Source organism: Hymenobacter metallicola, from assembly GCF_004745645.1.
In the GTDB taxonomy this organism is placed as follows: Bacteria; Bacteroidota; Bacteroidia; order Cytophagales; family Hymenobacteraceae; genus Hymenobacter; species Hymenobacter metallicola.
In genome coordinates, this window is the sequence record NZ_SRMB01000001.1 from 1,136,018 (window position 1) to 1,156,725 (window position 20,708).

General features: G+C 60.9%; 19 protein-coding genes. 5 read left to right on the plus strand and 14 right to left on the minus strand.

Annotated features, from left to right (window positions below; genetic code table 11):
- Positions 1 to 13: 13 nt before the first annotated feature.
- From E5K02_RS04770 to E5K02_RS04810, 9 genes are all read right to left on the minus strand, one after another.
- Positions 14 to 1,261, minus strand: a complete 1,248-nt coding sequence (locus E5K02_RS04770) for a bifunctional 3,4-dihydroxy-2-butanone-4-phosphate synthase/GTP cyclohydrolase II (protein ID WP_135392580.1) — start codon at positions 1,259 to 1,261, stop codon at positions 14 to 16.
- 324 nt (positions 1,262 to 1,585) lie between these two features.
- A complete protein-coding gene (locus E5K02_RS04775; RefSeq protein ID WP_135392582.1) occupies positions 1,586 to 2,776 on the minus strand; it encodes a glycosyltransferase in 1,191 nt (396 codons plus the stop codon).
- A 9-nt stretch (positions 2,777 to 2,785) separates the two neighbouring features.
- Complete coding sequence (locus E5K02_RS04780; RefSeq protein ID WP_135392584.1) at positions 2,786 to 3,985, minus strand: glycosyltransferase family 4 protein; 1,200 nt, start codon at positions 3,983 to 3,985, stop codon at positions 2,786 to 2,788.
- 134 nt (positions 3,986 to 4,119) lie between these two features.
- Positions 4,120 to 5,133, minus strand: a complete 1,014-nt coding sequence (locus tag E5K02_RS04785; RefSeq protein WP_135392586.1) for a potassium channel family protein — start codon at positions 5,131 to 5,133, stop codon at positions 4,120 to 4,122.
- Between the two features lie 144 nt (positions 5,134 to 5,277).
- A complete protein-coding gene (gene dnaG / locus E5K02_RS04790; protein WP_135392588.1) occupies positions 5,278 to 7,374 on the minus strand; it encodes a DNA primase in 2,097 nt (698 codons plus the stop codon).
- A gap of 340 nt (positions 7,375 to 7,714) precedes the next feature.
- Positions 7,715 to 8,599, minus strand: a complete 885-nt coding sequence (locus E5K02_RS04795) for a DUF4097 family beta strand repeat-containing protein (protein WP_240737154.1) — start codon at positions 8,597 to 8,599, stop codon at positions 7,715 to 7,717.
- Entirely contained in the window at positions 8,599 to 9,468 is an 870-nt protein-coding gene (locus tag E5K02_RS04800; protein ID WP_135392590.1) for a DUF4097 family beta strand repeat-containing protein, read from the minus strand. Before E5K02_RS04800 ends, E5K02_RS04795 begins: the two co-directional genes overlap by 1 nt.
- A complete protein-coding gene (locus E5K02_RS04805) occupies positions 9,416 to 10,333 on the minus strand; it encodes a zf-HC2 domain-containing protein (protein WP_135392592.1) in 918 nt (305 codons plus the stop codon). The genes E5K02_RS04800 and E5K02_RS04805 overlap by 53 nt, the downstream gene beginning before the upstream one ends.
- 10 nt (positions 10,334 to 10,343) lie before the next feature.
- The gene (locus E5K02_RS04810; protein WP_135394774.1) at positions 10,344 to 10,868 is read right to left on the minus strand and encodes an RNA polymerase sigma factor; all 525 of its coding nucleotides are present in this window, start codon (positions 10,866 to 10,868) and stop codon (positions 10,344 to 10,346) included.
- 341 nt (positions 10,869 to 11,209) lie between these two features.
- Between E5K02_RS04810 and E5K02_RS04815 the strand changes: the two genes are divergently transcribed.
- Together E5K02_RS04815 and E5K02_RS04820 are read left to right on the plus strand one after the other, a co-directional pair.
- On the plus strand, positions 11,210 to 12,313 hold the full coding sequence (locus tag E5K02_RS04815) for an Mrp/NBP35 family ATP-binding protein (protein WP_135392594.1): 1,104 nt from the start codon (positions 11,210 to 11,212) through the stop codon (positions 12,311 to 12,313).
- A 133-nt stretch (positions 12,314 to 12,446) separates the two neighbouring features.
- Positions 12,447 to 12,779 carry a NifU family protein gene (locus E5K02_RS04820; RefSeq protein WP_135392596.1) on the plus strand — a complete coding sequence of 111 codons (333 nt, stop codon included), beginning with the start codon at positions 12,447 to 12,449 and terminating at the stop codon, positions 12,777 to 12,779.
- A 90-nt stretch (positions 12,780 to 12,869) separates the two neighbouring features.
- Here E5K02_RS04820 and E5K02_RS04825 read toward each other — a convergent pair whose 3' ends face one another.
- On the minus strand, positions 12,870 to 13,625 hold the full coding sequence (locus E5K02_RS04825) for a DUF6882 domain-containing protein (protein ID WP_135392598.1): 756 nt from the start codon (positions 13,623 to 13,625) through the stop codon (positions 12,870 to 12,872).
- Between the two features lie 228 nt (positions 13,626 to 13,853).
- On the opposite strand from E5K02_RS04825, the gene fahA reads away from it, so the two are divergent.
- Entirely contained in the window at positions 13,854 to 15,137 is a 1,284-nt protein-coding gene (gene fahA / locus E5K02_RS04830; protein WP_206025922.1) for a fumarylacetoacetase, read from the plus strand.
- Positions 15,138 to 15,204: 67 nt separating this feature from the next.
- Here fahA and E5K02_RS04835 read toward each other — a convergent pair whose 3' ends face one another.
- The gene (locus tag E5K02_RS04835; RefSeq protein WP_135392600.1) at positions 15,205 to 15,402 is read right to left on the minus strand and encodes a hypothetical protein; all 198 of its coding nucleotides are present in this window, start codon (positions 15,400 to 15,402) and stop codon (positions 15,205 to 15,207) included.
- A 414-nt stretch (positions 15,403 to 15,816) separates the two neighbouring features.
- Here E5K02_RS04835 and E5K02_RS04840 point away from each other — a divergent pair, with 414 nt between their 5' ends.
- A complete protein-coding gene (locus tag E5K02_RS04840) occupies positions 15,817 to 16,971 on the plus strand; it encodes a zinc-dependent alcohol dehydrogenase (RefSeq protein WP_135392602.1) in 1,155 nt (384 codons plus the stop codon).
- Between the two features lie 13 nt (positions 16,972 to 16,984).
- A complete protein-coding gene (locus E5K02_RS04845; protein WP_135392604.1) occupies positions 16,985 to 17,536 on the plus strand; it encodes a hypothetical protein in 552 nt (183 codons plus the stop codon).
- 71 nt (positions 17,537 to 17,607) lie between these two features.
- Here the strand turns inward: E5K02_RS04845 and E5K02_RS04850 are convergent, their stop codons facing one another.
- The 3 genes from E5K02_RS04850 to E5K02_RS04860 form a co-directional block, all read right to left on the minus strand.
- On the minus strand, positions 17,608 to 18,186 hold the full coding sequence (locus E5K02_RS04850; protein WP_135392606.1) for a histidine phosphatase family protein: 579 nt from the start codon (positions 18,184 to 18,186) through the stop codon (positions 17,608 to 17,610).
- A 118-nt stretch (positions 18,187 to 18,304) separates the two neighbouring features.
- Positions 18,305 to 20,221 carry an acetate--CoA ligase gene (acs, locus tag E5K02_RS04855; RefSeq protein ID WP_135392608.1) on the minus strand — a complete coding sequence of 639 codons (1,917 nt, stop codon included), beginning with the start codon at positions 20,219 to 20,221 and terminating at the stop codon, positions 18,305 to 18,307.
- 94 nt (positions 20,222 to 20,315) lie between these two features.
- Positions 20,316 to 20,702: a response regulator transcription factor gene (locus tag E5K02_RS04860; RefSeq protein WP_135392610.1), complete on the minus strand. Its 387-nt coding sequence runs from the start codon at positions 20,700 to 20,702 to the stop codon at positions 20,316 to 20,318.
- Positions 20,703 to 20,708 lie beyond the last annotated feature (6 nt).

Here is a 20,708-nt window from a genome sequence, read left to right on the forward strand (position 1 = left end):
TACGCTGGCCGGCTTACCGTACGGGCACGGCCGAGTCGGGGTCGGCGTGGGGAGTGCGGTCCTTGGTTAGGATGGTGTGGCCCAGCTTGTCGCGCTTGGTGGCCAGGTACCGCTCGTTGTGCTGGTTGGCCGCAATTTCGATGGGTACCGTGTCCACGATTTCCAGGCCGTAGCCCACCAGGCCGGTGCGCTTGCGGGGGTTGTTGGTGAGCAGGCGCATCTTGCTGATGCCCAACTCGCGCAGAATCTGGGCGCCCACGCCGTAGTCGCGCTCGTCCATGCCGAAGCCCAGCTCCAGGTTGGCTTCCACCGTGTCGCGGCCCTGCTCCTGCAGCTTGTAGGCCCGCAGCTTGTTGAGCAGGCCAATGCCGCGGCCTTCCTGGTTCATATACACAATCACGCCGCGGCCTTCGCGCTCAATCTGCTCCATGGCCTTGTGCAACTGGGGGCCGCAGTCGCAGCGGCAGGAGCCGAAGATGTCGCCCGTCACGCAGGAAGAGTGCACACGCACCAGCACCGGCTCGTCGCCGCTGATGTCGCCCTTGACCAGGGCCAGGTGCTGGGCATTAGTCGAGCGCTGGGTGAAGGCGACAAGCTCAAAATCACCGTGCTCGGTGGGTAGCTGCACTTCGATGTCGCGGGTAATCAGGCTTTCCTTCTGCAGCCGGTACTTAATCAGGTCCTGCACCGAAATCAGCTTCAGATTCCAGCGCTTGGCTACTTCCTGCAGATCGGGCAGGCGGGCCATTTCGCCGTCCTCCTTCAGAATCTCGACCAGCACCCCGGCCGGCTCGAAGCCCGCCAGCCGCGACAAGTCGATGGCGGCCTCCGTATGACCGGCGCGGCGCAGCACGCCTTCCTTACGGGCTTTCAGGGGGAAAATATGCCCGGGCTTGCCTAATTCCTCGGGCTTGGTGTCGGGGTCAATCAGGGCCAGAATGGTTTTACTACGGTCGGAGGCCGAAATGCCGGTCGTCACGCCATTCTTGAGCAGGTCGATGCTCACGGTGAAGGGCGTCGCGTGCAGGGCCGTGTTGCGGCCCACCATCAGCTCCAGGCCCAGCTCGTCGCAGCGCTGCTCGATAAGCGGAGCACACACCAGGCCCCGGCCGTGGGTAGCCATAAAGTTGATGACTTCGGGGGTGGCGCAGCGGGCGGCGCAAATGAAGTCGCCTTCGTTTTCGCGGTCCTCGTCGTCCACTACAATTACCACTTTGCCGGCGCGGATATCGGCAATAGCGTCTTCAATAGAGTCAAGCATGGGGTTGGGGGAGCAGGAGAGTAATGCGCCCGGCAGCATAACCACCGACGGCGGCGCGAAGTTACGAGGGTTGAGCCGGCTTTTCGGCGCGGGGCCAGAAATGGGTTGAGTAGCCGGCCCAGCGGAAGACTTCCCACCATGTGTCACAACGAATGAGTATGTATAGACAACTGTGACACCAGGCGAGATTCAGACATTTGTCACTAACGTCTTCGCCACATGCCAGTTTGTGACAAAGACGTTAGTGACAGATCATACCTACTAGGCAGCCCTGTTCTGCAGGAGCCTGGGGCAAGCCGATGTGGGTGCCTCGGGAGTCTGCTGCTAACCGTTGTCACTACCCTTGTGGCTGGCGAACAAGGCCTCAAGCCGACTGGTAGCCGCGGCCCAGTTGTAGTGGCGGCGCACGAACGCCAAGCCCCGGGCGGCCAGGGCGGCGGCAGGCTCGGTTTCGGTCAGCAGCTGGGTGATGTGGGCGGCCAGCTCGGCGACGGTTTGGCCCACGAGCAAATCCTCGCCCGGCACCCCGCGCAAAGCATTATTGGCCAAGGGTGTCGTCACGCAGGGCAGGCGCATGGCCATGGCTTCGAGCAGCTTGTTTTGCAAGCCCGTACCCACCCGCATGGGGGCCACAAACACCCGGGCCGAGGCGTAGGCATCCCGGATATCGGGCAGCCAGCCGCTGATAACCACCGCGGGCGAGGCCAGGGCCAGCACCCGGGCGGCGGGCGTGGTACCGGCAATCAGCAGCCGGGCCCGGGGGTGGGTGTGGTGTACCAGGGGCAGAATTTCGGTGGCCAGAAACTCGGCCGCATCCACGTTGGGGTGGTAGCTCATGTTGCCGCAGAAGACGAGGTCATACTCCTTCGCCGTATCCGTGGGCTGGAAAAAGTCGGTGTCGATGCCGTTGAGCACCACGTGAATCCGCTGCCGCTCGGGGTGGTTGATGAGTTGGCGGTCCTGGTCGGAAATGATGGTGTGGTGTTGAAACCAGCCGAACACCGCCGCCTCGTAGCGCAGCAGGCGCCGGGCTTCCAGGCTGATGACCGGGCGCTGCCAAGCCGGGGCCTGCCGGGCCCGGCGCTGCATGCCGGCCGAAAACACGTCCATGTAATCCAGGGTCATGGCATACGTACCGGCGTGGGGCCGCAGGTATTCGGCCATGCGAATGAGCTGGCAATACACGTGCTGGGGCCGAAACTCGCGCAGCAGCGCGTCGAGGCGGCGCTGGGCGGCAGCATCATAGAAGTAGCCCACCTGAAAAGGCAGGCCCGTGGCCAGGGCCCGGGCCATGTTGGCCGCAATGCCGGGCTTGCCCAGGGCATGCACGTGCAAGCCGCCCCGGCACAGCGGGCGCACGGCCGCGTAAGAAGCTTCCGGCACGGGCTCGTCGGTGAGGGCCAGCAGGCAGATTTCGTGGTGCTGGGCCAGGTAGCGGAGCTGGTGAAAAGCCCGCAGTTTGTCGCCCTTATCGAGCGGGAAGGGAAAGCGGGACAGCAGAACGAGCAGCTTCATGAGGCAAACTTAGGCGCTGGGGGCGCTTTGCACGCGACGCTGCGCAATGCTGTACAAATCCAGAAAGCTTTCCACCACGCGGCGGTTGTCGTAGAGGCGGGCAATGGTGCGGGCGGCCTCCTGCCCGATGGCCTGGTGGCCCAGCTCACCGTCGTAGTAGCTCCGGATGCGCTTGAGCCACTCGGTAGGTTCGTCGCAGAGCACGATGTCGAAGCCGTTGCGCACGACAATTCCCTCCGAGCCCAGCCCCGTGCTGATGATGCACTTGCCCAGGGCCATGCCTTCGATAATCTTGATGCGCATACCGCCCCCCGACAGCAGGGGCACAATCATGATGTCGTATTGCTGCATAAACTCGGCCGCCGACTCCACGAAGCCATGCACCAGCACGTTTTTCTTGGCTAAGCTCTGCAGGCGGGCCGGCGTGTTCTTGCCGGCAATGTGGAGCTCCAGGTCCGGCATCTGCTCGTGGGCGTGGGGCCACACGTTGTCCAGAAACCAGTCGAGCCCCTCCAGGTTGGGCAGCCAGTCGAGGGAGCCTATCAGGAACAGGGTCCGGGGCTTGGGCCGCAGCTGGGGAATTACCTGGAAACGGGTCAAATCGACGCCGGCGGGCACAAACACGACGGGTTCGGGGCAGCCCAGGGCGCGCAGGCGGCGCTGGTCGGGCTCGGTAATAGCGGCTACGGCATCGAAGCGCGGCAGAAACTGCTCTTCAAACGTTTTAAGCCCCCGGGCCAGATGCTGCAGATAGAAGCGTTTCAGTGGGTTACGCTCCCCGTCGGCCAGCATCTGCCAAATGGTGTGCTCCACATTATGGGCCCGCAGCACCACCGGCACCCGGGGCGCCACCCGCTTGACCACATCCACGTACCAGGCCACAAAGGAGCCTTCGAGCTGTACCACGTCGAAGTGCTCGGCGCGCAGCAGCTCCGTCAGCCGCGCCTCCACGGCCGGACTGATAAAGCGTTCCACGTTGTAGGGCACCTTGCCGACGAGCAAGTTTTTCAGGGCCTTGACCGGCGACAGGCGGGTGTCGACGGCCACGGTGAGAAGGCGCACCCCGGACAGATGGCTGAGCACCGAGTCGGGCTGAAAATGCTTGGGCGTATTGAGGGCCAGCACCGTAACCTGGTGCCCCTGGGCGGCCAGGCCGGCCGCAACATCATACATGGCAATGGCCCCGCCATCATGGGGCGGAAAGGGCACACGCGGACAGATTTGAAGGATATGCACGTACGAAGTGAACGGTGGCAAGCCGCACTGAAGCGGGCCCAAAGCTACGCAGAAGGCAGTGGAAAGCGGTTATGCTGGCTATTTATCGTAACAAGAACCCGCCCCGGCTACACCCGGAACTGCACGGCCAGGGCCTGAATCTGCTCCTCGGTGCCCAGCACCAGCAGCACGTCGCCGGCTACCGGGCGGGTGTCGGCGCTGGGGCTCACGATGAACTCGCCGGTACTTTGCTTGAGGCCAATAACGGTGGCACCGGTCCGGGAACGAATGTCCAGCTCCCGGATGCTGAGGCCCTGCCACTCGCGCCGGATTTCGCGGTAGCTCAGCTCTTCCAGCCGCAGCTTGTTGGGCCCCAAGCCGTTCATCATTTCCAGAAATCGGATTACCTCGGGGCGCATGACCAGGTTGGCCATGTGGGAGCCCCCGATTTCATCGGGCATCACAACCGAGTCGGCCCCGGCGCGCAGCAGCTTACTTTCCGAGGTTTTGAGGCTGGCGCGGGCAATGATTTTGAGGCCCGGGTTAAGCTCCCGGGCCGTGAGGGCCACAAACACGTTGTCGGCGTCCTTGGGCAGGGCCGTAATCAGGGCCCGGGCCCGGTGAATGCCGGCCGCCAGCAGGGTTTCGTCGGTGGTAGCGTCGCCGACGACCGTGGGAATGGTGCCCGCGCCGCTTTCGTCGCGCAGCAGCTCCTGGTTTTGCTCGACTACGACCACCCGGGCCCCGTTGGCGCGCAGCTCGTGGTAGGCCTTGCTGCCGTTGCGCCCGAAGCCGCAGACGATGACGTGGTCGTGGTAGCCCCGGATTTCCTGGTCGGTTTTGAACATCTTGAAAATAGTACGCAGCTCGCCGTCAAAGATATAGGTCGTGAGCACCGACACGAGGTAGGCAATGACGAGCAGGTTAAAGAAAATATAGACTGAGACAAACAGCCGCCCCGCCGCCGACAACGGATGCAACTCCCCGAAGCCGACGGTGGAGATGGTAATCATCGTCATGTACACGGCATCGAGGAAGTTGTAGCCCTCGATGGTCATGAAGCCCAGAATACCCGTGGCAAACCCAACCGCCGTCAGCAGCAAGGCGACAAAGAAACGGTTCAGGTTAGCGCGTTTCCACATTCGGTTAGTTTCTGTTCACTAGTTAATGACCGTCCTCTCGAATAAGGCGAGACACCTCGCGGGCCTTGGCGTTGCCACAGTAACTGCCACGCTGAGCGCAGCCGAAGCATGACGGCCATATTGACTGAAAAGCCTCACACTAGCCTACATAGCCCCGCGCGGAATGACCGTACCGAGCATGTTGCCCAGGTCGTCGTCCATCTTCTTGAGCAGCTTGATGGTGTGCAGGGTTTCGAGCAGGGCCAGCTCGTCCATGGGGTGGCGCAGGGCTTCGAGGCGCACGGCCAGCTCGCGCTGCACATTCACCTTGTTGAGGCGCAGAATGGCGTTGTCGCAGGCCTGCTGGAGCTGGTCGATTTCCCGGGGCACGTAGATCTGGTGGGTGCTCCAGTTGGGGCTCAGCTCATACTTTTCCGTGGCCAAATCACTGACCAGCATGCGAATGTCGGAGCGGCCGTGCTGGATAAAGGTGCGCACCTCGGGCCAGCGGCCCTGCTCCATTTCCTGGCGGCACAGGTGCAGCAGGTCGGCGTAAATCGGGGTTTGCAGGGGCGTTTCCTCCAGCTGCCCGAAGATGTACTGGGCCACGGCCATGTCCTCGGTAAGAGGCTGGGCGGCGTAGAGCAGCAGCAGGCGCACCACTTCCCGCTCACAGGCCTGCTGCAGATCGGGCACGGGTTCCAGCTCGGTATCGGCCTCGGCGGCCGAGCTGCCCCCGGCGGCGGCCAGCTCGTCGGGCGAGGCCCCGTACATGGCCATTTCGGCCTCTTCCTCGGGGCTGAGGCCACCAGTTGTTGGTTGTTGGTTGCTAGTGGTTAGGGCGGGCGAGTACGGGCGGCTGCCCGACGGGGGCCGGCTGCTGGCCCCACTCACACCTCCGCTGTTGCTCTGCCCCCCGCTGGTGCCGGGCGCGGCGCGCTGGGAGTCCTTCTTAACGAGCTTGTTGTACTCGGTGATGAGCACCTGCTCGTCGATGCCGAAGGTGGTGCTGGTTTGCTGCAAAAACACCTGCCGCTTGATCGGGTCGGGCACTTTGGCAATGCTCTGGAGCACGTCCCGGATGGCCTCTGCCTTCTTTACCGGGTCGTGGGCCGCCTCCTGCGACACGAGCCGGGTCTTGAAGGAGATGAAGTCCTGGCTGTTTTTTTCCAGGTAGTCCTTGAAGCGCTGGTCGCCGACTTTGCGGATGTAGCTGTCCGGGTCGTCGCCGTCGGGAAACAGCACCACGCGCACGTTCAGGGCGCCTTCCAGTAGCATGTCGATGCCGCGCAGGGAGGCCCGGATGCCGGCCGCGTCGCCGTCGTAGAGCACGGTCACGTTGTCGGTATAGCGCCCAATGAGGCGAATCTGGCTTTCGGTAAGCGAGGTGCCCGAGGAGGCCACCACGTTCTTGATGCCGCCCTGGTGCAGGCTCAGCACGTCGAGGTAGCCTTCCACGAGGTAGCACACTTCCTCGGAGCGGATGGCCTGGCGCGCCTGAAACAGCCCGTAGAGCACGTCGGACTTGTGGTAGATGTCGGACTCGGGCGAGTTGAGGTACTTGGCCGTCTTGTCGTTGGCCTTGAGCGTGCGGGCCCCGAAGCCAATGACGCGCCCGGAGACGTTGTGAATCGGGAACATCACGCGGCCCCGGAACCGGTCGTAGCGCCGGTTGGGGTCGTCTTCGCGCACGATGGTCAGGCCGGTTTTCTCCAGGTACTTGGCCTCGAAGCCCTGCTTTTGGGCGGCCTTGAGCAAATCGTCCCACTGGTCGAGGGAGTAGCCCAGCTCGAAGGTCTTGATGGTGGTCTGGTTCAGGCCGCGCTGCATGAGGTAGCTCAGCCCGATGCTCTCCCCTTCTTCCGACTCGTGCAAGAGCTTCTGGTAGTGGTCCTTGGCCCAGTTGGAAACGATAAACTGGGAGTCCTTCTCGTTTTGAACGAGCTGCTCCTCGGGCGTCTTTTCCTCTTCCTGGATATCAATACCGTACTTTTTGGCCAGGTATTTCAGGGCTTCCACGTAGCTGGTGCCCTCGATATCCATGATGAACTGCACCACCCCGCCGGCCTTGCCGCAGCCAAAGCACTTGTAGAGGCCTTTGGCCGGAGCCACCGAGAAGCTCGGCGACTTTTCGTGGTGAAACGGGCAGCAGGCCCACATATTCTGACCCTTGCGCTTCAGGGTCACGAAGTCACCCACCACCTCGACGATGTCGGCGTGGTGAATGATCTGGTCAACGGTTTCTTTCGGGATTCGGGCCAAGGGTACTTTCGAGCAACAGGTAAGAAGGACGCGGAAACGGCACTACGAAGGTACGAGGTTCAGCGGCCGGAATGCTACACGCATGAGAAAGGCGGCCCCTGCGTGGTGCAGAGGCCGCCTTTCGAGAATTGTCAGCCGCTATTGCCCAGCCGCGGCCGACGAAATCCACCCTATTGGGGCCCGACACTCACCACCGGGCTTCCAAAACGCCTGAGGCCGTTGCAGCGACTCTCACGGGCGTGGCAGATTGCTGGGCTATTGTATGCAGTATCGGGAACGGGGCCCGGAAGGTTTCACAAAATTCAAGCATGTTACCAGAATCCAACTTCCTCAGCCCAGCTTACTTAGCTTTGCGGATGTAGATGTTGCCGTTCAGGGTTTTCATCATGATTTCGGCCCCGCCCCCGTTGAGTTTGCCGTAGGTCCAGTTGTCGGCGTTGAGGCGGTAGACCCCGTTCTGGGCGGTGCGGTTCACCTTGGCGGGGGTTTTATCGGTCACCAGGTCGAAGTCCGAGTAAATTTCGCCGTGCTCCGACTTGAGCTTGAGGGCGGCTTTGGCCGGGGCCGGGAGCGTCACGTCGACCGGCCCGTTGACGGTCGTAAAGGCCATGGGGGCCCCGGCCGAAACCGATTTGAAGACGGCCTTGATGGGGCCGTTGACGGTGGTGGCAACAGCCGAGCCCGATACCTGCCGCAGGACGATGCCGCCGTTGACGTTGTTGACCTCGATTTCCCCGCTCACATTTTCGACCACGATGTCGCCGTCCTGCACAGTGCTGATTTGCAGGGAAAACCGCTGGGGCACCTTTACGGTCATGTTCACGGGCTGCTGCCAGGAGTTGCTCTTGACGTAGACCTTGTTGTCTTTCTCCTCGGCCGTCACGTCGAAGGTGGCGGCCCCGGCAATGCGCCGCATGCCCTTGGCGCCGGGCTTGCCGTCGGTGTCGTTATCGTCGTCGGAGTCGTCGTCGGCATCCTTATCCCGGCTCCGGCCGCGCGGCGCGGCATCGATGACGACGTCCTTGCCGCTATAGCCCAGCACGGTTACGCCCCCGTTCACGAGCTTGATGTGGAGCAGGCCGGGCTTACCGGGGGAACTCAGGGGAACCACCAGCTGCTCTTTACTTTGGGCCGCAGCCGTCAGGGTTATGGTCAGCAGGAGCAGCAGCAGGCCGGCGCGGAAACGGTGAGGGGCAGGCACCGGCAGATAGAACAGGGTTTTCATTAGGGTTTACGTTTAATGGTCACGTCGCCGTTGAGGGTTTCGAAGCGGAAGTCGTGGCCGCCCTTGCCCAGCCGCACGGCCGTGCCTTTGGAGAGTTTATACTTGGTGCCGCCAGTGGTGCTTTCCTTGTTTTGCACCACCTGTACGGGCAGGCTTTCCACGTTCGGGAAGTCGGTGAGCAGCTCGCCGTGCATGCTCTTAAAGCGTACATCGGCCCCTAAGTCGCTGGGGTACGTCACCTTGATGTCGCCGTTGATGGTGCTGTAAGTGCAGGGGCCGGGGGGGCTGCTCAGGTAGCTGGCCTCGAGCGGACCGTTAATGGTGCGGGCATCGGTGGTGCCCTGCACGTTGGTGAGCGTTACGGCCCCGTTGATGTTGTGGGCCCGGAGCTTGCCGCTCACCTCCCGCACCGTCACGGCCCCGTTGTTAATCGTCGACACGTCCAGATTCATCTGGTTGGGCACTTTCACCACGTAGTGAAAGGTGTAGTGGTAGTCAATGTCGCGGTGGTTGATGTTGCGCCCGTTGCGCCGGGGCCGGGTGTCGAAGGGGCCGGCCATGTAAGCCACCACGCTGTCGTTGCGCTGGTAGAGGCCCAGCACGGCTTCTTTCTTGCCCTGCTCCAGGGTTTGCTCGTCGTCGGCCCGGATGATGCGGGTCACTTCCACCACCACTTTGTTGCCCGTGGTGCCCTGCACGCTCACGTTGCCGTCGATGTTGTAGATGGCCAGCACGCTGCGGTCAGCGGCCCCGGTCAGGGTAAACTCTTTGCTGATCTGCTCTTTGAACTCGCGGTTCTGGGCCGTGGCCTGGCAGCTAGACAGTAGTACCAGCAGCGCTATCAGGCTGGGGTGAATAGTCAGTTTCATGGTAGGGTTCGGAGGTTGAGGGCGCGGCAGGCCGGCCATTGGAGAGATGTTGAAGGCTTTCTTCAATTTTACTTTTCACGGCCTGGTTCAGGCCGGGCTGGTTGAGCAGGCGGCGCAGGGGCTGCACCGAGCGGCGCTCCTGGAGCTGCACCATCACATCGGCCAGGGCCGACTGCACCAGGGGCGAATCCTGGTGCTTGAGGGCCTGCACCAGGCCCAGGCGGACCTTGGGCTCCTGGGCCAGCGCGGCCAGGGCTTCGAGGGTAGCCAGGCGCACATTCACGTTTTCGTCGTGGTTCAGGGTGCTCAGCAGCGCGTCGATAACCTTGTCGTTGGGGCCGCTCAGGTCCTTGGTGTAGCTCACGGCCCGCAGCCGCTCGGTGGCCGAGGGGTTTTCAATCAGGGACAGCAGCATCACCTGGCGCATCTGCTCTACCTGGGTGGTGAGGGCGGCCAGCTGCTGCTGGTCGGCCGTGGCCGGGGCTGTTTTCGGCCCATTGTTGAGCCAGTAGCCCGCCGCCAGCCCCACCACCAGCAAACCCAGGCCGTAGGCCAGGCGCAGGGCTGGGCCCGGCGCGAGCAGGGCCCGGCATTTCTGCCAGAAACCCGCCAGGGAGAACGTGGGCGCGGCTTCCACTTCTTCCTTGTAAGCCGCCAGCATGGAGTAGAAGGCCGGGCGCAGGTTTTCGCTGGGCTCGGGCTCGGGCGTGGTGCCCAGCGTGTGCCACACCTGCCGCAGGGCCAGCAGCTCCTCCTGGCAGTCGGGGCAGTGGGCCAGATGGGCCTGCACACGGGCCTGCTCGGCGGCGGGTAGTTCGTTATTCAAATACTCCAGCAGCTGGGGCTGGGCTTGTTCGCAATGCATGTCCATCCCTTCAGTTTTCAATGCGCAGGTAAATTGTTTTCAGCTCATTCAGGGCCCGGTGCACCCGCACTTTCACCGCGCCTTCAGTCGTATTCATCACCCGGGCTATTTCCTCGTACTTGAGCTCCTGAAACCGGCTCAGGATGAGCACTTCCCGATTGTCGGCGCTCAACCGGCCCAGGGCTTTGTGCAGGGTAGCTACTTCCTGCTCACGCTGCAGCGTTTCGTCGGCCCGGGTCCCCCCCCCTATTTTCTCGGCGAAGTCCTGCACGTCGGCGTGGTGGGTGGCATGGCGGTTCTTCTTGATGTGGTCGGCCAGTACGTTGCGGGCCAAGTGGTACATCCAGGTGCGAAACTCGCCCTCGCCGGTGTAGGTGTGCCGGTATTTGAGCATGCGGTAAAACACGTTCTGCACCAAATCTTCGCTGGTATCGGCGCGGCCCAGCATGTGGTAGAGAAAGGAATACAGCTTGCGGTGGTGGCGCTCAAAGAGCAGCCCCATCCGGTCCACATCACCGGCCTTGACCCGGAGCATAAGGGCGTTGTCTGAGAGCGAGTCCAACCGGAGGAGAGGTGGTAGGTGGTGGGTTATTTGACTGTGGACACCGCCCCACAACGGGAAGGTTACAGCAAAGCAGAAATTATTTTTTGGAACCACAACCCTACCTGTCATCCTGAGCAGAGCGAAGGACCTTATGGGATATGAACGAGTGAGACAACTACCGACTTGTTCTTGCGTGCCAAGGTCCTTCGCTCTGCTCAGGATGACAGGCGGGAAAGGATATAGCTGGGTTTACAACTAACTCTGCCCGGCCGGTAACTTCCGCCCGCATTTGTGGGTTATCTTTGCAGTCTGCATTCTGCATTTTCCGACCTATGGCTATTACCAAAGAAGACGTCCTCAAGGCCCTGAGCTACGTGGAGGAGCCCGACCTGGGCAAAGACCTCGTGACCCTCAACATGATTGAGGACGTGCATATCGACGGCAAGACGGTGTCGTTTTCCGTCATTCTGACCACGCCCGCCTGCCCCCTCAAGGAGCTGATTCACAACGCCTGCGTGCGCGCCATCCACACGATGGTCGACAAGGACGCCGAGGTGAAAGTGAACCTGACTTCGCGCGTGACGACGGCCCGGGCGGCCAACTCGGCCGTGCTCAATGGCGTCAAGAACATCATTGCCATTGCCTCGGGCAAAGGCGGCGTGGGCAAAAGCACCGTCACGGCCAACCTGGCTATTGCCCTGGCCCGCACCGGCGCCAAAGTCGGCCTCGTCGACGCCGATATCTCCGGTCCCAGCATGCCCGTCATGTTTGGCGTGGAAGATGCCCGCCCCCACGTATTCCAGACGCCCGAGGGCCGCAACCTGATTCAGCCCATCGAGAAGTTCGGCGTCAAGCTCATCAGCATCGGCTTTCTGGCCCCTTCCGACAGCGCCATCGTGTGGCGGGGCCCCATGGCCTCCTCGGCCCTGAAGCAGTTCATTACCGAAGTGGATTGGGGCGAGCTGGACTACCTGCTGCTCGACATGCCGCCCGGCACCTCCGACATTCACCTCACGCTGGTGCAGACCGTGCCCGTCACGGGCGCCCTGATCGTGACTACGCCCCAGAAAGTGGCTTTGGCCGACGCCCAGAAGGGTCTGCAGATGTTCCGCCAGCCCCAGATCAACGTGCCCGTGCTGGGCATCGTGGAGAACATGGCCTGGTTCACGCCCGCCGAGCTGCCCGACAACCGCTACTACATCTTCGGGGAAGGCGGCGGCAAGGCCCTGGCCGACAAGCACGAAGTGCCCCTGCTGGGCCAGCTGCCGCTGGTGCAGAGCATCCGCGAAAACGGCGACTACGGCACCCCCGCCATTACCCAGCCCGGTACGCCGGCCGCCGCGCTGTTTGAGCAGCTGGCCGAGGAGCTGGCCCGGCAGGTGTCCATCCGCAACGCCGTGGCACCCCGCACGCAGGTGGTCGAAATGAAGTCGTAAGCTGAACGGCAAGCTCTTCTTTAGTCCCGGCTGGTAACTTTGTCAGCAGCCGGCGTGTTATCCTCACACCAGCCAAAAGCTGTATCTTTACCCGCCTACCCCTGCTTCCGGCAGCAGGGCCAACTCAATTCTCATGAATTCTTCCGCTGTTTTAGAGCATCCTTTGTTGTCCCGCGTCGAGCAGGCCCTGGACACGATTCGCCCGTATCTGGCGGCCGACGGCGGCAACGTGCGGGTGCTGAACATCACCGACGAGCTGGTGCTGCAACTGGAGCTGATGGGCGCCTGCGGCACCTGCCCCATGTCGCCGATGACGCTCAAAGCCGGCGTGGAAGAGTCGGTGAAAAAGGCCGTGCCCGAGATTGTGCGGGTGGAGGCCATCAACGGCACTCCCTTCGCCGAGCAGCCCGCCGGCCAGACCGGCCACCCCGTGTCGCCGGCCCCGGTGCCCACGCCGGAGTTTTAGTATTTGCTTGTTAAGTCAAAAGCCAGCTTTCCTTGCGGAAAGCTGGCTTTTTTGTTTGTTATACGTTCGTCTATTTGGCAGGCCTAGACTCTATCTGTACCCAAGATTTACTTCTTTTATCTCAAAATAACATCTCTCACAAACAAGCTTTATGTCTGCAAATGCCATTGACTTATCGTTCCACCCATCCTCTTTTTGTCTAACAATTTCACATTTATCACACCATGCTTGAAAGTCATCATCTTCTTCAAGCTCCATCTCCGGAAAGGTTTCAAACGCCTCTTCAAACCCTACTTCATTCGTAAAGCTGAGATGTTTGCAAACAAATGCTCGTCTTCTGTACTCATGAGTGCCGCATTCAACATATTTATCCTTAATACTTTGCGCAGTTTCGTTGTCAAGCACTTCCGTTATAATTAAAAAAAGTTGCAACTGGTCGCTAACAGGTCTATATACACCGATGCCATGTGTTAGTTTAGCGGCAATTGCTGTAAACTCCCATGCTTCAAATTCGTCACTCGGGAAGTAGCCAGTTGTGAGTTTTGGGAAGCCTGACCTATGCCCGAATTCCTTTATGACATTAGACGCATCTTTCACATTACTAAGAGTATGGTCATTATCCCAAGACCATTTCCAAGTATTTGATTTTTGCGAGAAACTTCCTGCTTGAAAATATTTAAAGTTCAGTTCAACTGGACCAGTCGAAAAGGTTAATAACCCAGTGGCTTGGTTATAAAACCAATTCTCGTAGCCATCTAATTCATATTTTTCCTGCAATTCAGCTTGCAAGACCTTTAAATCATCGACGCACTTTTGAGCGAAAGAGCGGTAGTCTATAGTTTCCAAATTACACTTGATTACACGGACAAAAATTATGAATGATGTCTGCCAATACGTAGCCTGCCTTGGCTAAGAAAGAGGGAATATTCTATTACCTCTAACACAATCGACCTAAATACCGACATCAAACAGCTTTACCTCGAAGGTAGCCACTTCACTCATTCCTTCCTAGTCACCGTCTCGTTCAGCTCCCTACCCTATCTTTGCCCATCACCCTACGCTATTCCTTTTCCGATGCCCAACCCGAATAACCCCGCCCTGCACTCCTGGATTGATATTGCCCCAACCAGCGACTTTCCCATTCAGAACCTGCCTTTCGGCGTGTTTGAAACCCCGGAGCGCGGCCCGCGGGTGGGCGTGGCCATCGGCGACTACGTGCTGGATTTGTACGCCGTGAGCCAATTCGGCTTCTTCGAAGACCTCGACATTCCGACCCAGCCCAAGGTGTTTCGGCGCCGCTCCCTGAACCAGTTTATTGCCCTGGGCCGGCCGGTGTGGCGGGCCGTGCGCCTGCGCGTTTCGGAGCTGCTGCGCCACGACAACGGCGAGCTGCGCGACAACGAGGAAGCCATGCGCACCTGCCTCGTGCGCCAGAGCGAGGTGCAGATGCTCCGGCCCGTGAAGCCCCACAATTACACCGATTTCTACTCCAGCATCGAGCACGCCACCAACGTGGGTATCATGTTCCGGGACCCGGCCAATGCCCTGCTGCCCAACTGGCGCCACATCCCGATTGGCTACCACGGCCGGGCCAGCAGCATCGTGGTCAGCGGCACCGATATTCGCCGACCCAACGGGCAGCGCAAAGCTCCCGATGCCGCTGCGCCCACGTTTGGTCCGAGTCAGCAGCTGGACTTTGAGCTGGAAGTGGCTTTCGTGGTGGGTAAAAGCACCGAGCTGGGTCACTCCATTCCGCTGCAGCACGCCGAGGAGCACATTTTCGGGCTGGTTTTGTTCAACGACTGGAGTGCCCGCGACATTCAGAGCTGGGAATACGTGCCGCTGGGGCCGTTCCTGGGCAAGAGCTTCGGTAGCAGCGTCTCGCCCTGGGTCGTGACCCTCGACGCGCTGGAGCCCTTCCGCACGGCCGGGCCGGTGCAGGAGCCCGAGCCCCTGCTCTACCTGCGCCAGCCCGACGCCCACAACTTCGACCTGAACCTGGAAGTCGCTATTCAGCCCGCTGGTGGCCCCGAAACCACCGTGTGCCGGTCCAACTTCAAGTATATGTATTGGAGCATGGCCCAGCAGCTAACCCATCAGACCAGCAACGGCTGCAACCTGCAAGTCGGCGACCTGTACGCCAGCGGTACCATCAGCGGCCACACCCCCGACTCGTTTGGCTCGATGCTGGAGCTGGCCTGGAAGGGCACCAAGCCCCTGCCCCTGGCCGACGGCTCGGAGCGTAAGTTCATTCAGGACGGCGACACGGTAACCATGCGCGGCTTTGCCGAAAAAGACGGTATCCGCATTGGCTTTGGCGAAGTGCGGGGCACGGTGCTGCCGGCCAACCCACTGTAAGCCAACCTAAGCCATACAAAAAAGCCTCCGCTAAAACGAAGCGGAGGCTTTTTTTATGACCTTCTCTCTACACGCCCGGCTTGGTTTCATCCGGCGCGGGCGGGGCCGTGGCGGGCCGCAGCTCATCGGCGTCTTCGTCCAGACGCTCCAGCTCGTAAATAGCCGTGGCAGGGTCAAACATATTCAGGGAAGCCATTACCGATTCTTCCAGGCTTTCGGGCTGGTTTTCGGCGGGAACATCGGGGTCGTTTGGGGAGGAGTTCATGCGTGTGGCAGAAAAAGGTGGGCGCTAGTAGCGTATACTGGCCCCGGGGCAAACGGTTTTCTACACTTCCTGTTTTGGGTGCTGCTACTGCACATCAATGGCCGCCCGCTAAATATGTACCCGCTGGGGAGAACTAACCGGGGTTGTGTACACAGCCATTGGGTCTCTTGAGTAGCCTCCCTTGCTCCCGCCGTATACACACAGCAGTACAGACCCAAGCCCGGCACTACGTATTTATCCCGAACCCACCCTGAGAGAAATACCTATTTCCAACCTGTTGTACTTAAACTTTAAACTCTATAACCCTAGGTCAGTACACCCTTTTGTTGCGTTGGCGGCTCCGGATCAGTATGTACTACTCACGGGTGCCGCTGCTTTCCTTACTCCATCCACCACTAACCAACCAAGACTCCTATGTTAGCAATGGAATATCGGGGCCCCAAAAGGGTCCGTGCCGTGCAGAAGCCAATGCCGGAAATCAAGCATCCCCAGGATGCCATTGTTCGGGTGCTGCGCACCTGCATCTGCGGCTCCGACCTGCACCTATACAACGGCAACGTGCCCGACACGCGCGTAGGCTCCACTTTTGGCCACGAGTTCATCGGAGAAGTGGTGGAAGTCGGCTCCGAAGTAACGAAAGTAAAGACCGGCGACCGGGTCATCGTACCCTTCAACATTGCCTGCGGCGAGTGCCATTTCTGCCGGCAGGGCATGTTTGGCAACTGCCACGAATCCAACACCGAGGCCACGGCCGTAGGCGCCATTTTCGGCTACTCCCACACGGCTGGCGGCTTCGACGGGGGCCAGGCAGAATACGCCCGGGTGCCCTACGCCAACGTGGGCCCGACCATCATTCCCGAGGGCATGGACCTGGACGACGCCGTGCTGCTCACCGACGTAGTGCCGACCGGCTACCAGGCCGCTGAAATGGCCGGGATTCAGCCCAACGACACCGTGGTGGTGTTCGGGGCGGGCCCTATTGGTATCATGGCTGCTCGCTGCGCCTGGCTCTTTGGAGCCGGCCGCGTTATCATCATTGATAAAGAGGAATATCGGTTGGACTTTGCCCGCAACTATTCTTACTGCGAGGCTTATAATTTCGAGGAAATCGGCGACCCGGTGGTGTTCATCAAGAAAATCACCGACTGGATTGGGGCTGACGTGGTTATCGATGCCGTGGGTGCTGAGGCGGCCGGCAACGCCATGCAAACCATTACGGGCCGCAAGCTGCTGCTGCAGGCGGGCTCGGCTACGGCCCTGCACTGGGCCATCAACTCGGTGAAAAAAGGCGGCGTGGTGTCGATTGTGGGCGTATACGGCCCCACCGACAACCTGATTCCGATTGGCAACGTGCTGAACAAAGGCCTCACCATTCGGGGCAACCAGTCGTCGGTGAAGCGCCTGCTGCCCCGTTTGATCGAGCACGTGCAGAACGGCGTGCTCAATCCCAAAGGCCTGATTACTCACCGCTTACCCCTGGAAGAAGTAGCCGACGGCTACCGGATGTTCTCCGCTAAGCTGGATAACAACATCAAGACCGTCCTGCTGCCCCCATCCGTCACCCTGTAACGCCGCCCCGACCATGGAAAATAACGCAGTAAATACGCCCATCGACCCCAAGCAAATCCCCGGCTGGGGCGTGGATGCCGACCCTAAGAACGACCCGACCTACCCCATGCGGGCCCGCATGAACGTGGCCCAGGACCCGGACCCCAAGCACCGCCCCGACTCGCTGCAGCCCCTGGAAGTCGAGAAGCTGCGCTCCATTGAGCGGCCCAATGTATCGGCCGTATATGGCACCACGGTTCCGCCCATGGGACTGAGTGGGGCTATCCGCCGGCTGGCCTTCAAGTACAGCGAAAACCGCTACCGCCACTGGCTGCCCCTGATTGTGGCCGACCGGGTGCAGGTGGTAGAAGGGGTGCTAGGCGACCTGGTGCACGGAAAAGTGCCCAACATTTGGGCCGAGAAAGGCTACGATATGGAGTGGAAGCACAACCGCTCTGCCTTCGTAACCAAGATGGCCACTATTGCCGCCTTGACGGCCGGCACTATCATCTGGCTTAGTGCAGGTAAAAAGAAGAACTCGTACGAAGCCAAAGGCCGTTATAAGTCAGCGGCCCGCCCACGGTAGTTGCTCCGTTTCAGACAAGAAAAAGCCCGCCTGGTAGATAACCAGGCGGGCTTTTTCTTGTCTGAAGCAGTTTAGCGGTTCACGTAGTCCAGCAGAAACTGCCCCTGCTGGTAACGCAGCTTGGTTACCGAGCCGTAGTCAATATTGAGGCGGAAGGCATTGGCCAGCGGCAGGCCCAAACAATGGCACAGCAAAGTGCGAATCAGGGCGGCGTGGGCAAACACCACCACGTCCTCAGCCGCTTCCGGCTCGGTCAGCAGCTCACGCAGAAACGCTACGGCGCGCTGCTGCACCGCGGCAAACGACTCGCCGCCCGGGGCAGGCAGCTCAACAAAGTCGGCCTTCCAGGCGGCCAGCTCCTGGGCCGGTAGCTCGGCCCAGGGCTGCAGCTCCCATTCCCCGAAGTGGTACTCTTTCAGGCGCTCATCCAGACAGATGGGCCCTTCCACCACGTCTTCGGCCAGAATCCGGCAGCGCGACAGCGGGCTGGCGTAGGCACGCACGGCCCCGGCCCCCAGCCCGGCAGCCAGCACCCGGCACAGGCGGTTCTTTTCCTGCTCGTACCGCTCACTCAGGGCCACGTCGCTCTGCCCGTAGCAAATGCCGGCGGCAGTGGCCACGCTGGTATGTCGAATCAGGTAAATATCCATGCTGCAAGGCCGCCCCGAGCGGCAAAAACAACCGAAGATACGTGGTCTAGCGGAGTTTGGCGGCACCAAAAAGCCCGGCCGGTAAGACTACCAGCCGGGCTTGGGTCCTTCGCGGAGCTTACTTTCGGCCGCTGATAATCTCGTCGACCACGGCCGGGTCGAGCAGGGTGGTCACGTCGCCGATGTTGCTGGTTTCGCCTTCGGCCACTTTGCGCAGGATGCGGCGCATGATTTTGCCCGAGCGGGTTTTGGGCAGGCCCGAGACCAGCTGAATCTTGTCGGGTTTGGCAATCTTGCCAATCTGCGCCACCACGGTTTCGATGATGCTGGCCTCCACCCGGGGCTTGTCGGCCTCGTTGGCGCAGGCTCCGTCGCGGCAGATAACGAAGGCGTAAATGCCCTGCCCTTTCACATCGTGCGGGTAGCCCACGACGGCGCTTTCCACCACGTTGTCGTTTTCATTGATGGCGTTTTCAATTTCGGCGGTGCCAAACCGGTGCCCACTCACGTTTATCACGTCGTCGACGCGGCCGATGATGCGGTAGAGCCCGTTTTCGTCGCGCCGGGCCCCGTCGCCGGTGAAGTAGTAGCCCGGATAAGGCCCAAAGTAGGTTTGCTTGGCCCGCTCATGGTCGCCGTAGGTGGTGCGGATGATGCCGGGCCAGGAGGCTTTGATAGCCAGGTAGCCTTCCTGGTTGTTGCCTTCGATTTCCTGGCCTTCCTGGGTGAGCAGCACGGGCTGTACGCCCGGCAGAGGCTGGCCCGCGTGGGCCGGCTTGGTGGGCGACACCCCGGCCAGGGCCGAAATCATGATGCCGCCGGTTTCGGTTTGCCACCAGGTATCAATCACCGGGCAGCGCTCCTTGCCCACGTGGGTGTGGTACCAGTGCCAGGCTTCCTCGTTGATGGGCTCCCCCACCGAACCCAGCACCCGCAGCGAATCGAGCGAGTAGCTGAGCACGTTGTCCAGGGGCGTAGCCATCAGGCTGCGGATAGCGGTGGGCGCGGTGTAAAACACGTTGACGCCGTGCTTGTCAATTACTTCCCAGAAGCGGCCCGCGTCGGGATACGTGGGCACGCCTTCGAACATGAGCGTGGAGGCCCCGTTCAGCAGCGGCCCGTAGAGCAGGTACGAGTGGCCCGTGACCCAGCCGATGTCGGCCGTGCACCAGTAAATGTCGTTTTCCTCGACCTGAAACACGTTGCGGAAGGTGTAGTCGGCCCACACCATGTAGCCGGCCGTGGTGTGCACCACGCCCTTGGGCTTGCCGGTGCTGCCCGAGGTATAAAGAATGAAGAGCATGTCTTCGGCGTCCATTTCCTCGGCCGGGCAGGTTTTGGCCGCGTCCTGGGCTTCTTCGTGGTACCACACGTCGCGGCCTTCCTCCATGTGCACGGGCCAGCCCAGGTGCTCTACTACTATCACGCGGCGCACCGAGGGGCAGCTTTCCAGGGCCTCGTCGACCACGCGCTTCACCGGAATCTGCTTGGGGCCGCGGTTGAGGCCGTCGGAGGTCAGTACCACCGAGGCCTGAGCATCGTTGACGCGGTCGGCAATGGCGGTGCTGCTGAAGCCGGCAAAGATAACCGAGTGCACGGCTCCAATCCGGGCGCAGGCCAGCACGGCAATGGCCAGCTGCGGAATCATGGGCATGTAGAGGCACACCCGGTCGCCCTTTTCCACGCCGTTGTTGAGCAGCACGTTGGCAAACTGGCACACCTGCTGGTGCAGCTCCCGGTAGGTGTAGCGAATCTGGCGAGTCTTGGGGTCGTTGGGCTCCCAGATCAGGGCCAGCTTATTGCCCCGAGTGGCCAGGTGACGGTCCAGGCAGTTTTCGGTGATGTTGAGCTTGGCCCCGCTAAACCATTCATTGTGGCCATCGACCAGGTCCGGCTTGCAAACCGATTCCCACTTGCGGCGCCAGGTGAAGGGTTCGGCCACGCTGGCCCAGAACTGCTCCGGATTCTCAATGCTGCGCTGGTAGGCATCCTGGTAGTCTTCGAAAGTGCGGATGCGGGGATGTTGAAGGGGCATACGGCAGGTAATTAGGGGGTTGATGGGGGAGTATAAAACGGGACAGCGGCCCGAACGGCCGGGGCAGCTGCTTTAGTGGGTTGGGACTCAGGATTTAGGTACTGGAAGCCGGCGCGGCCACCAGCTCCTTTACCTTTTCCATCAGCTGGCGGGTACTGAAGGGCTTGGGAATATAGAGGTCGGCCCCCACGTCGTAGCCGCGCTGAATATCGGCCTCCTTACTCTTGGCGCTAAGGAAAATCACTTTGGTGCGCTGCCGGTCGGGGCGGCTTTTCACGTGCTGGCACACGTGGTAGCCGTCGACGTCGGGCATCATGATATCGAGCAGAATCACGTCGAAGGCCGTGTGGTCGATGGCCTCCAGGGCCTCAGTACCGTTGCGGGCAATGCCGACCTGGTAGCCGCTTTTGCGCATCAGAAATTCGAGGGACATCACGATGTTGGGTTCGTCATCAACAATCAGAATCTGCGGGGCACTCATAGCTCA

What these genes read in the sequence shown, in the direction of transcription:
- E5K02_RS04805 (WP_135392592.1), bottom strand. Translation starts at nt 10,333, where the DNA reads ATGCATTGCGAACAAGCCCAGCCCCAGCTGCTGGAGTATTTGAATAAC.
- E5K02_RS04835 (WP_135392600.1), bottom strand. Translation starts at nt 15,402, where the DNA reads ATGAACTCCTCCCCAAACGACCCCGATGTTCCCGCCGAAAACCAGCCC.
- E5K02_RS04815 (WP_135392594.1), top strand. Translation starts at nt 11,210, where the DNA reads ATGGCTATTACCAAAGAAGACGTCCTCAAGGCCCTGAGCTACGTGGAG.
- fahA (WP_206025922.1), top strand. Translation starts at nt 13,854, where the DNA reads ATGCCCAACCCGAATAACCCCGCCCTGCACTCCTGGATTGATATTGCC.
- E5K02_RS04770 (WP_135392580.1), bottom strand. Translation starts at nt 1,261, where the DNA reads ATGCTTGACTCTATTGAAGACGCTATTGCCGATATCCGCGCCGGCAAA.
- E5K02_RS04800 (WP_135392590.1), bottom strand. Translation starts at nt 9,468, where the DNA reads ATGAAACTGACTATTCACCCCAGCCTGATAGCGCTGCTGGTACTACTG.
- E5K02_RS04775 (WP_135392582.1), bottom strand. Translation starts at nt 2,776, where the DNA reads ATGAAGCTGCTCGTTCTGCTGTCCCGCTTTCCCTTCCCGCTCGATAAG.
- E5K02_RS04840 (WP_135392602.1), top strand. Translation starts at nt 15,817, where the DNA reads ATGTTAGCAATGGAATATCGGGGCCCCAAAAGGGTCCGTGCCGTGCAG.
- E5K02_RS04795 (WP_240737154.1), bottom strand. Translation starts at nt 8,599, where the DNA reads ATGAAAACCCTGTTCTATCTGCCGGTGCCTGCCCCTCACCGTTTCCGC.
- E5K02_RS04850 (WP_135392606.1), bottom strand. Translation starts at nt 18,186, where the DNA reads ATGGATATTTACCTGATTCGACATACCAGCGTGGCCACTGCCGCCGGC.
- E5K02_RS04810 (WP_135394774.1), bottom strand. Translation starts at nt 10,868, where the DNA reads ATGCTCCGGGTCAAGGCCGGTGATGTGGACCGGATGGGGCTGCTCTTT.
- acs (WP_135392608.1), bottom strand. Translation starts at nt 20,221, where the DNA reads ATGCCCCTTCAACATCCCCGCATCCGCACTTTCGAAGACTACCAGGAT.
- E5K02_RS04845 (WP_135392604.1), top strand. Translation starts at nt 16,985, where the DNA reads ATGGAAAATAACGCAGTAAATACGCCCATCGACCCCAAGCAAATCCCC.
- E5K02_RS04860 (WP_135392610.1), bottom strand. Translation starts at nt 20,702, where the DNA reads ATGAGTGCCCCGCAGATTCTGATTGTTGATGACGAACCCAACATCGTG.
- E5K02_RS04820 (WP_135392596.1), top strand. Translation starts at nt 12,447, where the DNA reads ATGAATTCTTCCGCTGTTTTAGAGCATCCTTTGTTGTCCCGCGTCGAG.
- E5K02_RS04785 (WP_135392586.1), bottom strand. Translation starts at nt 5,133, where the DNA reads ATGTGGAAACGCGCTAACCTGAACCGTTTCTTTGTCGCCTTGCTGCTG.